This window comes from Caproicibacter sp., from assembly GCF_046707225.1.
Taxonomy (GTDB): domain Bacteria; phylum Bacillota; class Clostridia; order Oscillospirales; family Acutalibacteraceae; genus Caproicibacter.
On record NZ_JBJKOP010000045.1, the window covers coordinates 19,242 to 30,435 of the forward strand.

Genomic DNA, 11,194 nt, shown 5'->3' on the forward strand with positions numbered 1-11,194 from the left:
AAAATTACACTTTTTAAAGGAGTTTGGTCGCGGAAATGAAACTGAAATTGAACCATAACCGGGGCAAAAAACCGAAGCCGAGAAAAAATTTGGGCCATGGAATCGGAATTGATTTGGTCGGCCGCAGCCTGACGGCCAAACTGCTTCTGTGGATCGGAATCCCCGTCCTCTGCTTTTTCTGCGTTGCCGCCGCGCTCGTACTGAACAATGTGCGGCAGTCCGTTTCACAGATCATCGGAACGCAGCTCAAGGCGCAGTCGGAATCGGTTTCAGGCCAGATCAGCGAATTTTTCACCGGTTACCTGAAATCCGCGGAAAGCCTCGCGGCGAACACGCAGGTTCAGGCGCTGTTCCAAAACACGGGAAAAGGCTCTTCCATCATGAAGAGCGGCGAGTACATGTCTGTGCTGCAGACGCTGCAAAACGTTCAGAAGATGGACCCGGACAATGTTCTGGCGGTGTGGGCGGCCGATGTGGACACGAGCCAGCTGATACAATCCACCGGGCAGGTGCTGACCTCCGGCTATACGATTACGGAGCGGCCCTGGTACAAGGAAATGGTCGCGAAAAACGGAGAGGTGCTGACGGAACCGTACCAGGACGCGGTGACGAACCGGCAGATTATCAGCGTCGTGAGCCCGGTCTATGGGGAAGACGGAAGCACCATCATCGGTGCGGTGGGCATGGACGTCACCCTCGACACGCTCGGGAAAATCGTGGACGGCTACAAGCTGGGGACGAACGGCTTTTTGATTCTGACCTCCAAAGACGGAATGATCGTCAGCTCGCCGGACAAAAGCTGGAACGATAAGAGCATGTCTGATGCGGGGCTTCCGGGCAATCTGGTTTCCGCAATTTCGAACAGGACCGCGAAAATCATCACGTACCCGGCCCTTGAGCACACGAATTACGGGTATGTTTCGGCGGTGGGAAAAACCGGATGGGCGGTGACGACCGGGCTGCCGGAGGACGAGTACAACAGCTCGACTTCTTCCGTTCAGACGACCATGGCCCTCGTCTACGGGATTTCGCTGATCCTGCTGTGCATTCTGCTGGTCCTCATCTCGCTTTCGATTGTCAGGCCGCTGAAGAAGCTGCAGGGCTCCGCGCAGAAAATCGCGGACGGCGATCTCGAGGTGGCCGTGGACGTCCGCTCGTCCGACGAAATCGGGCAGGTCGGCGCCGCTGTTTCGAATATCGTGGGAAGGCTCAAGGAGTACATCCGGTATATCGATGAAATTTCCTCCGTACTGGACCGGATCGCCGAGGGGGACCTCGTCTATGACCTGAAATGCGATTACGAGGGCGAATTTGCCAGAATCAAGGCCTCGCTGCTCCATATCCGCGCCACGCTGTCGGATACCTTCGCGGGCATCACGCAGGCCGCCGACGAGGTCGCGGCGGGCTCGGCGCAGATGGCGAGCGGCTCGCAGGCGCTTTCGCAGGGCGCCACGGAGCAGGCGGCTTCCGTGGAAGAGCTTTCCGCTTCCGTGATGGAAATTTCACGGAATGTCGAGAGCAACGCCGAACACGCCAAGGAGGCGAACGGGCTTTCCACCGGCGCCGCGGAGCAGATGCGGTTTGGCAACGAACGGATGGCGCGGCTTTCCGGGGCGATGGAGGAGATCCGCGAATCCTCCGGCCGGATCAGCCAGATTCTGAAAACGATTGACGATATCGCGTTCCAGACGAATATCCTCGCCCTGAACGCCGCGGTGGAGGCGGCGCGCGCGGGCGAGGCCGGAAAGGGCTTTTCCGTGGTCGCGGACGAGGTCCGCAATCTGGCGGCGAAAAGCTCGCAGGCCGCGAAGGATACCGCGGTGCTGATCGAAGCTTCCCTGCAAAGCGTGGAAAACGGGACCTCCGTCGCGGAGGAGACGAAGGAATCGTTCTCCAGGGCGGCGGACAGCGTCCACCGCACGTCGCAGCTGATGGAGGGAATCGCGAAAACCACGGCCGGGCAGGCCGGTTCCATCCTTCAGATCCGCCAGGGGCTGGACCAGATTTCCGCAACGGTGCAGACGACTTCCGCCACCGCGGAAGAGTCGGCGGCTTCCAGCGAGGAGCTGAGCGGCCAGGCGCAGCAGCTCAAAGCGCTGGTGGACAAATTCAAAATCGAATAAATTCGAACCTTGTAATCTTGACAAAAAAGTCAGGCCGCCGGATTTTTCCCGGCGGCCCGCGTTATCTTCCCCTGTGCTTTTCTTTTCGCTTTTGCTGCCGCAGCTCGAATTTCCGCTGCTCTTCGGCCTCTTTCATTGCTCTGTTTTTTTCTTTTCGTTTCTGCTTGCCCTGTTCCTGCAAAAGCTTTAAAGCCTGCTGCGCCTTTGTGCCGGCGCCGGAATCCGCGACCTGCCGCTGAATCTGCCGCTGCATCCGTTTGGGATTGACCTTCGTCTTTTCCTGCCTGCCGGCTGTAACGCGGGGACTGAAGCGCAGGCGGGTCCAGTTTTTCAAAAAGAAATCGTACACGTCGCTGTCCTTCGGCTCGGCGCCGAACACGACCCGGGCGGCCTGCAGTTTTCCGTCCTCGGTGCGTTCGTAAACCGCCGCCCAGAACGGGTCGTCGAAAAAAACGGTCAGTTTGATGGATCCATCCATAAGGAGTCCTCCTAATTTCTGTGGGAGCAGGGAACGGACAACCTAGGAGGAGGGTTACTGACGGCGGTTCGCCGCGCCCGGACTACCGACCGGGGCTGTGTTTTTATCCCTGCCCATAACGATGATTTTCTATTTAATCCGCCGCAAGCGAATTTAAATACTCGATGACGGAATCGGACGTCTGAAAAGAAAAGGTTAAGAACTGCTCCGGAAGCTTCAGGCTTTTTACGGCGTTCGAAGAGATCTTCACCTGAATGGCGCTGCTGTCCGCGAAAGTGGTCAGACGGTAAATCTCTTCGGGGTCGCCGCCGCTTACGGCGGAGTTTTTATAGACGACAAAAACGGTATTCGGACTGGAATCCGACCTCGGGGATTTTGAACTGCTTTCCGTTTCCGTGGCGGCCTTGGCGAGATCGGACGCCGTCTTTTTCACAAATTCGGCCAAAACCGTCCGGTCGTCGATCGTTCGGATCAGGTGGCTGTCGCCGGCGGCGAGCACCTCGATTTTCGCGATTTTCTGGTTTTCAAACTGGGAATGAAGCAGATCGGCGGAGCTTTCCAGATCGCCGGCGGAAATTCCGGCGGCGTCCGAAACGGCCGAGCAGCCGCCGAACAGGAGCAGGGCCGCCGTGCAGAACAGCAAAATTGCTTTTTTACAATGCGTTTTAATCACCTCGATTTTAGATTTTTTAGGCACAGCGCCCCCCGGTACACAAATCTATTTTTACTTTGCGAAAGCCGCGACGGGGGTCAAAATGAAGCGTGGCTTTCGCTCCGGAATCCCCGTCGTCAATGCGAGAAGCAGTGGGCTTTAGAACACCGCTTTTCCCTTTGACTGGTGCCGGGGTGTCGGGGGACGTTTGGAGCGCACGGAAAGACGTTGTCTTCTTGAAAGAGATTGGGAAAAGAGGTATAATATACCTAAAAGTGGGGTGCTGAACTGCAAGACTATGATACACTCTCACATCGTTTTTGTACAGGAAAAGCCTGCTTTCCTGCGGACAGCGTGATGCAGAACTTCCACGGGCGGCCCGCAAAAAGGGGCGGCACGGCTTTGGGCCGGGCGGATGAGCGTGGATGCGGCGATGCGCTGCCCCTGTTAATCCGGAACGGAGGCGTTTGCCATCAAGAGGGAAAATCGCGCGGGACTTCCGCTTATTTTGGCGGCTTTTCTGATCTTTTTGTCGACGGGCTGTGACAAAATATCCATTCCGACGCGGTTTTCGCCGCCGCGGGCGTCTTCCGCCGCGTCCGGCGCCGCGCCGGGCGCTTCCTCCTCGGCTTCTTCGGCCTCTTCCGCCGCGTCCTCGTTTGAATCCCTCGACACGGTCATTCCGAACGACGACTCCGGAATTCCGGACAAAGCGTTTTACAAGGCGGTTTTGGAAACAAAACGGCAGGACGGCAAGACGCCCGTGGACGAAAACGGGGACGGGAAGCTGCAGGCGGGCGAGGCGCGTGCCGTGCCCTATACCGCGCACTGGGAACGGAAGGGAATCCGGTCCGTTCAGGGGGTGGAATACCTGAGCGCCGTTGAAATCCGCCTGGAACACAACAAGGTAAGCGACCTTTCTCCGCTTGTAAAACGCGCGCGCACCGCAGCCAAATCGGATTTAATCAGCGTGTATCTGAACGGCAACCGGGTGACCGGCCTGTATTCCCTGACCGCGCCGATGCTGCTTTTAAACTCAGCGGGCCTGCTGTTCGACCATCTGGACCTGTCGGGCAATAAAATTACGGATTTGTCGCCGCTCGGTTTACTGAAAATAACCGGAATCAAATATCTGAATCTAAGCCATAATAAAATCACTGGGATTGACGCGCTGAGCGGCGCGATGTTCGAGGTTCTGGACCTTTCGTACAATCGGATTGAAAAAGTCGGCGCGCTTCATACCGACGCGATCTATCTCGATTTGTCGCACAACCGGATCGCAAGCGTTCAAAGGCTTTCGGGAAAATTCCTCACGCAGCTCTATTTGTCGGACAACGCCCTGACGGATTTAGACTTTCTCCAGGACATCCCGGGCGAGGGAACCGGCGGAAAAGGGCTTCTCTGTCTGGACGCTTCCGACAACCGCCTTGCTTCGCTTCCGAATTTCAAAGGCTGGGGCTGGACAAATCTGTCCCCGGAAAAACAGGACGGCGCCTATCAGGTGGATTTTCGCGGCAACCGCCTGACGGAAAAAGAATTGAAATCAAAGCTGCCGGAAGCGTTCCTTACGGCGAAAGGGGCGGAAGAGGACGGCGCGAAATGGTTCAAAGAGCAGGTCGGAAGTCAGAAAACCGAGTGAAAAAGGCCCGCCGATCGGAATCGCAAAGCTCCGGACAGAGACAGCGCTGTCCGGAGCTTTTTGTTAAGAGTCGGCTCTGCGGAAAGAAAAAAGATGCAGGAACAGCAAAAACAGCAAAAGCAGAATTCCGACCAAGACCAGGGTCAGAAGCAATCCGCAGTCAACATGGGAGAACGCCGGCTTCGGCGTGAGTTTTTCCGACGGGTAAAGCGAGAACGTCAGATCGCCGTCCGGCAAAGACCCGAGCTTCGCCGAGTAGGACCCATCCTGTGAACGGGTCATTGGAATGCTGCTTTTTACCAGGTACGGCGCTTTCTGCGGCGGAATGACCCGGATGCTCAGATTTTGAAACCCGGCCCAGCTTTTCGCCGGGCTGAGCAGGTAGCCGTAGGAATATACCGGAGAGGCGGTTTTCTCCGAATTCATCGCGCCGCTCATCGGGTACCGGACGGAAACCCGCCGCGCGCCGTTCGCGGGGAACGGCACTTCATAGGTTAAAACCAGAATGCGCTGTTGATCGAGAAAGCCGTACAGCTCTCCGTCGCCGAACGCGACCAGGGAGCTTCCGGCGGCCCGCAGCGCCGCGCTTGTCAGCGCGGAGAGAAAATCCTCCGTCGGGTATGCCTGATAGACCTCGGTCCGTTTCAGCTTTTCCCGCAGGAAAGAGCCGGCGTCCTGTTTTTCTTCCGTAACGTTCACGTCGGCGTCGGCTTTCTGCCGGCACTCCCCGTCTTGATAAGCCGCGACCTCCGGCTTCGACGCATCGCCGAATACAAGCACGGACATCTCGCCGTTCTTCGCGTCCGACCAGCCGGTCAGGTGAATTCCGGAGCCGGTTTGGGAAAAGCCGCTGACTCCGGTGGTCAGCAGCGCGGCGTTCTCTCCCAGTGCCTGAAGGTCGGCCTTCAAATGGAAGTTCCCCGCGCAGCGGAAGCGGTACAGAGTCCCCTGCCCGCTCAGCGCTTTCGGCGCGGCGGGAGGTGCGGACACGGAGCGGAGAATCTCCTGAAAGGAGGGAAGGTTCGTCTTTTGAAGCTCCCCTTCCTCCGTGAAGTAGTTGTCGGAGACTCCTCCCCTCGGCTTTTCCCCGCCGACCGAAATCCGGAACGGCAGGTCTTTGCCGTCCGCCTGAATCTGGATTTTCCCCAATCGCGGCAGGTCGGAAAGGCTTGCGATCAGCGGGAATGCCATCTGCACATCCGTTTTTTCGGACGACGGATTCTTCATTTGATAGTTTGCCGTCACCAATGAGGTGGGATTGAATTCACTGTTATACTCGCCCCCTGCTTCAGCGGGAAAATCAAAAGAAAGGTCTTCCCGATCCACCGTAATCGGGCAGTCCGAAAGCGGCGTGACCGAAAAAGACGGGGAGGTCTCCCAATGGGTGGGCCCGGAGTTGGCGGAAACCGCCGCCGGGGACAGAACGATCAGCGAGGCGCACAGAAATGCCGCGCAGAAACGTTTCAAAAAAATCCCTCCTAGTCAAAGCGGCGGCGTCAGGCCTTTTTCAGCACCTTTTCGATTTCACCGATGAAGACGCTGTGAAAATCGTTTTCCTTGTAGTTCTTTTCCCGAACGGCGGGGTCAAGGAAGCAGTCCGGCTTTAGCTCCTGCCTGTAAAGCTTGCGGCAGATGAGGACGAGCTTCGCTTCTTCAAAATACGGAGCATTTTCCGTAAAGACGGGAGTCAGGCCCGCCGCCTTGATCTTGTCACCGTCCCGGCCGGAGTGGCTGCCGCAGTAGTTAAGCGCGGCGCGGTGGGATTCGTCGAGCACACAGAGCGAATAATGGGATTCGCGGTTCAAAAACTCCAGCGTGTAGCGGGTCGGGCGCACGTATATGGTTGAAACGTTTTTATTCCATAAAATGCCGAGGCCCCCCCAACTGGCGGTCATGGTGTTGCACTGTTCCGCGCTGCCCGCGGTAATCAGCATCCATTCCTTGTCGATCATGGTGAACGGGTTGAACTGAAGTTCCGAAATCGGAATTTCCTGAAACATAATGATTCCTCCTTTTCAGATGCCCGGCCCTGCCGGGCGGCGTTTTTTCGGTGAGCGGATTTTTGATTCGCTGCTGTTATTTTATCCCATTTTTTTAAGAATCGCAACCGAAGTTCCAAGAATCGGGGAATGTAAAAATTATCCTGAATATTACATGTATTTTTATTCAATCCGACAAAATGAATAAATATGCAAAATTAGCTTGATTTCCTGTATAAACGGCGTATAATGAAACTCAGAAAGAAAACGGAACAACGGAACTCGAGAAAAGGTGGCTGTGCGCAATGGAACATAAAATCAAAAAGGTAGTGCTGGCGTATTCGGGCGGTCTGGATACTTCAATTATTATTCCGTGGCTGAAGGAAAACTTTGACGGCTGCGAGGTTATCGCCGTCGCGGCGGACGTCGGGCAGGGCGCGGAGCTTTCCGGCCTGGAGGAAAAAGCCAAGAAAACCGGCGCCTCCAAGCTGTATATCGCGGACCTGAAAAAACAGCTGGTTGAGGATTACATCTGGCCGACGCTGAAAGCCGACGCGGAATATGAGGAAAAATATCTGCTGGGCACGTCGTTCGCGAGGCCGCTGATCGCAAAGCGGCTGGTGGAGATTGCCAAGGCCGAGGGCGCGGACGCCATCGCGCACGGCTGTACCGGCAAGGGCAACGACCAGGTCCGGTTTGAGCTGGCTATCAAGGCGTTTGCCCCGGAGATGAAAATCATCGCTCCGTGGAGAATTTGGGACATCAAGTCCCGCGACGAGGAAATCGACTACGCGGAAGCGCACGACATTCCGCTGAACATTACAAGGGAAACCAACTATTCGAAGGATAAAAACCTGTGGCATCTCTCGCACGAGGGCCTCGATCTGGAGGATCCGGCAAACGAACCGCAGTACGACAAGATTCTGGAGCTCGGCGTTTCGCCGGAAAAGGCTCCCGACAAGCCCGCCTATGTGACCGTCACGTTTGAAAAGGGCGTTCCGGTCAAGGTGGACGGCGAAAAGCTCTGCGGCGTGGACTTGATCGCGAAGCTGAACAGGGTCGGCGGCGAGAACGGCATCGGCATCATCGACCTGCTGGAAAACCGGCTGGTCGGCATGAAGTCCCGCGGGGTGTACGAAACCCCGGGCGGCACGATCCTGTACCACGCGCACCGCAAGCTGGAAGAGCTTTGCCTCGACAAGGACACGTTCCACTTCAAACAGAATGTCGGTCAGAAATTCTCCGAGCTGGTTTACGACGGCAAATGGTTCACCCCGCTGCGCGAGGCGCTCTCCGCTTTTGTGGATTCCACTCAGGAAACCGTAACCGGAGACGTCAGGCTGAAGCTTTACAAGGGCAACATCATCGACGCGGGCGCCGTTTCCCCTTATTCGCTCTACAATGAAGAAATCGCGACGTTCAGCGAAGACCACGTCTACAATCAGGCGGACGCGGAGGGCTTTATCAACCTGTTCGGCCTGCCGATCGCGGTTCAGGCGATGAAGAAGCAGAAGGACGAAAAATAAAAAGAGAAGCAAAAAGGACGATATTCCGAAAGGGGAACGGCCCCGTAACACGGCGCGCGGCGCGCGCGGCGGGGCCGAACCCTTCCTTTTATTTCTGATTTGTGTTAGGGGGAAGCCTTTTTGAAGCTTTGGGCGGGCCGGTTCCACAAGGAGCTCGACAGCAAGGTCAATGATTTCAACTCCTCGATTTCTTTTGACAGCCGGATGGCGGAGGAGGATCTTGAGGGCAGCATCGCGCACGCGGCCATGCTGGGCGAGTGCGGCGTGATCGCGCAGGACGAGGCGGAAAAAATTTGCGAGGGCCTAACCGGAATCCTGGCGGATTTCAAGAGCGGGACGCTTTCCATCGACCCGCAGGCCGAGGATATCCACACCTTTGTGGAGGGCGAGCTTACCGCCCGCCTGGGCGACGCGGGCAAGCGCCTGCACACCGCGCGCAGCCGGAACGATCAGGTCGCCGTCGATTTGCGCCTCCACCTGAAAAAGCAGTGCGCGGGGCTGAAAAACCAGCTGAACGGGCTGATTCGGGTGCTGTGCGAAAAAGCGCTGGAGCACAGCGGCGACGTGATGCCGGGCTACACCCATATGCAGCGCGCGCAGCCCATTACGTTCGGGCATCACCTGATGGCTTACGCCGAGATGTTCCTGCGCGACGCGTCCCGTCTGGAGGACGCGGTGAAACGGATGGATTTCTGCCCGCTCGGCTCCTGCGCGCTGGCGGGGACGACCTATCCCATTGACCGGGAGCGCACCGCTTCCCTGCTCGGCTTCTCCGGCCCGACGCAGAACAGTCTGGACGGCGTTTCCGACCGGGATTACTGCCTGGAGCTTGCTTCCTGCATCTCGATTGCAATGGTGCATCTCTCCCGTTTTTCGGAGGAAATCGTCCTCTGGTGCTCCTGGGAATTTAAATTCATCGAGCTGGACGACGCGTTTTCGACCGGGTCGAGCATCATGCCGCAGAAAAAGAACCCGGATATCGCGGAGCTGGTGCGCGGCAAGAGCGGCCGGGCCATCGGCGACATGACGACGCTGTTTGCGATGATGAAGGGCCTTCCCCTTGCCTATAATAAAGATTTGCAGGAGGACAAGGAAGCAATTTTCGACGCGGTCGATACTTTGAAGCTGTGCCTGACGGCGTTTACCCCGATGATCGGCACGATGAAGGTTCTGCCGAAAAACATGCGCGCCGCCGCGGCGAAGGGATTCATCAACGCGACGGACTGCGCGGATTATCTGGTCGGAAAAGGGATGCCGTTCCGCACCGCGTACAAAATTACGGGCGAGCTGGTCGCGGAATGTATTGAGCGGGGACTGACGCTCGAAACGCTTCCGCTTGAGGAGTACAAAAAGCGGAGCGAACTGTTTGAGGAATCCGTTTACGACGCGATTTCTCTGGAGCGCTGCGTCAACGGCAGGAAGGTTCTCGGCGGCCCGGCGCCGAAGAACGTGGAGTTTCAGGCAAACCGGATTTTAAAGCTGCTGGAGGGAACAGAGGATGATTAAGGCCGGAATTGTCGGAGCGACCGGATACGCGGGCGCGGAACTGGCACGGCTGCTTTCGCAGCACCCGCAGGCGGAGCTTGCGGCGGCAAGCTCCGTCAGCTTTGAAGGGAAGCGCCTCAGCGATGTTTACGCATCGTATTATCATCTCTGCGATATTACATGCGGTACTCAAACGAAAGTGGTGGAGAAAAGCGACGTCGTGTTCGCCGCCCTGCCGCACGGCCTTTCACAGGAACTGGCCGCGGAGTGCTTTGAACAGGGAAAAGCGTTTATCGACCTCGGCGCGGACTTCCGCCTGAAAAACGAGGAAGACTATCAAAAGTGGTACAACGGCACGTTCGCCCACCCGGAGCTGCACGAGCAGGCGGCCTACGGCCTGCCGGAGCTGTTTCGCGAAGAAATCAGGGAAAAAAAAATCGTTGCGAACCCGGGCTGCTTTACCACGGCGGTGCCGCTTGCGCTGGCGCCGGCGCTGGCCGGCGGATTCATCGAGTACAAAGGGATCGTTGCGGACTGCAAGACCGGCGTGACCGGCGCGGGGCGCGGCCTGACGCAGAACACGCATTTTGCGGAGCTGAACGAAAGCTGTTCGGCCTACAAGGTGGCGAGCCACCGGCACAATCCGGAAATGGAGCAGTCCCTGCGGCGGATCTCCGGCAAAGACGTGACCGTCACGTTTGTGCCGCATCTGCTGCCGGTGAACCGGGGAATCCTCGCGACCTGCTACGCACGGCTGAAAGACGGCGCGACGCCGGACGAGGTGCGCGCGGCGTATGAGAAGCAGTATGCGGGCGAGTATTTTATCCGGCTTCTGCCCGAGGGCAAAGCCGCGGATATCAAGAACGTTCGTCTGTCGAATTTCTGCGACATTTCTCTTCATTTTGACCCGCACGACTCCATGCTGATCGCGATCTCCGCGATCGACAACATGGTCAAGGGCGCGGCGGGGCAGGCGGTGCAGAATATGAATCTTCTGTTCGGGCTTGACGAAAAAACCGGCCTGACGGCGATTTCTCCCGCATTCTGAGTGCCTTTTTGAACGCAAAGCGTCAATCGCGCTACGCGGCCTTAATCCTTCTCATTATATTTTTCTTATTCTTCTTGGGGCTGATTGCCCCTTAACCCAAATTATTTCTTATTTTCAGTTTGCACTCAGGCCGTGCGGGCCCATACTTTCGGTCCCGTACGAAAGTATGCAAAGTACGGGTCGGGGGGGACTTCAAACTCCCGTAGGGAGGGCTCCAACCGTCCCCCCCGACGCCCCCCGACACCTGTCAAAGAGCTAAAGCAA

9 protein-coding genes are annotated in these 11,194 nt (G+C 57.2%); 5 read left to right on the forward strand and 4 right to left on the reverse strand.

The annotated features are described in order from the left end of the window. Positions 1-35 precede the first annotated feature (35 nt). Positions 36-2,123 carry a methyl-accepting chemotaxis protein gene (locus tag ACLQ3M_RS12680; protein ID WP_411678049.1) on the forward strand — a complete coding sequence of 696 codons (2,088 nt, stop codon included), beginning with the start codon at positions 36-38 and terminating at the stop codon, positions 2,121-2,123. Between the two features lie 61 nt (positions 2,124-2,184). Here ACLQ3M_RS12680 and ACLQ3M_RS12685 read toward each other — a convergent pair whose 3' ends face one another. Both ACLQ3M_RS12685 and ACLQ3M_RS12690 read right to left on the reverse strand, forming a co-directional pair. Beyond that, positions 2,185-2,601 (reverse strand): YjdF family protein, encoded by a 417-nt coding sequence (locus ACLQ3M_RS12685; protein WP_411678050.1) that lies wholly within the window; start codon positions 2,599-2,601, stop codon positions 2,185-2,187. A 133-nt stretch (positions 2,602-2,734) separates the two neighbouring features. After that, positions 2,735-3,298: a hypothetical protein gene (locus ACLQ3M_RS12690; protein WP_411678051.1), complete on the reverse strand. Its 564-nt coding sequence runs from the start codon at positions 3,296-3,298 to the stop codon at positions 2,735-2,737. A 463-nt stretch (positions 3,299-3,761) separates the two neighbouring features. Between ACLQ3M_RS12690 and ACLQ3M_RS12695 the strand changes: the two genes are divergently transcribed. Beyond that, on the forward strand, positions 3,762-4,892 hold the full coding sequence (locus tag ACLQ3M_RS12695; protein WP_411678052.1) for a leucine-rich repeat domain-containing protein: 1,131 nt from the start codon (positions 3,762-3,764) through the stop codon (positions 4,890-4,892). Positions 4,893-4,955: 63 nt separating this feature from the next. On the opposite strand, the gene ACLQ3M_RS12700 is transcribed toward ACLQ3M_RS12695, so the two are convergent. After that, positions 4,956-6,359: a hypothetical protein gene (locus tag ACLQ3M_RS12700; RefSeq protein WP_411678053.1), complete on the reverse strand. Its 1,404-nt coding sequence runs from the start codon at positions 6,357-6,359 to the stop codon at positions 4,956-4,958. A 29-nt stretch (positions 6,360-6,388) separates the two neighbouring features. Next, a complete protein-coding gene (locus ACLQ3M_RS12705) occupies positions 6,389-6,892 on the reverse strand; it encodes a flavin reductase family protein (RefSeq protein WP_411678054.1) in 504 nt (167 codons plus the stop codon). Positions 6,893-7,176: 284 nt separating this feature from the next. On the opposite strand from ACLQ3M_RS12705, the gene ACLQ3M_RS12710 reads away from it, so the two are divergent. The 3 genes from ACLQ3M_RS12710 (at position 7,177) to argC (ending at position 10,930) form a co-directional block, all read left to right on the forward strand. Then, positions 7,177-8,397 (forward strand): argininosuccinate synthase, encoded by a 1,221-nt coding sequence (locus tag ACLQ3M_RS12710; protein WP_411678055.1) that lies wholly within the window; start codon positions 7,177-7,179, stop codon positions 8,395-8,397. 120 nt (positions 8,398-8,517) lie between these two features. Beyond that, positions 8,518-9,903, forward strand: a complete 1,386-nt coding sequence (gene argH, locus ACLQ3M_RS12715; protein WP_411678056.1) for an argininosuccinate lyase — start codon at positions 8,518-8,520, stop codon at positions 9,901-9,903. Continuing rightward, on the forward strand, positions 9,896-10,930 hold the full coding sequence (gene argC / locus ACLQ3M_RS12720) for an N-acetyl-gamma-glutamyl-phosphate reductase (RefSeq protein ID WP_411678057.1): 1,035 nt from the start codon (positions 9,896-9,898) through the stop codon (positions 10,928-10,930). Before argH ends, argC begins: the two co-directional genes overlap by 8 nt. The last annotated feature ends 264 nt before the right edge of the window (positions 10,931-11,194 follow it).

Bases quoted from the DNA above. Each gene is read 5' to 3' on its own strand.
- ACLQ3M_RS12680 (WP_411678049.1), top strand. From the start codon at position 36: ATGAAACTGAAATTGAACCATAACCGGGGCAAAAAACCGAAGCCGAGA.
- ACLQ3M_RS12685 (WP_411678050.1), bottom strand. From the start codon at position 2,601: ATGGATGGATCCATCAAACTGACCGTTTTTTTCGACGACCCGTTCTGG.
- ACLQ3M_RS12705 (WP_411678054.1), bottom strand. From the start codon at position 6,892: ATGTTTCAGGAAATTCCGATTTCGGAACTTCAGTTCAACCCGTTCACC.
- ACLQ3M_RS12710 (WP_411678055.1), top strand. From the start codon at position 7,177: ATGGAACATAAAATCAAAAAGGTAGTGCTGGCGTATTCGGGCGGTCTG.
- argC (WP_411678057.1), top strand. From the start codon at position 9,896: ATGATTAAGGCCGGAATTGTCGGAGCGACCGGATACGCGGGCGCGGAA.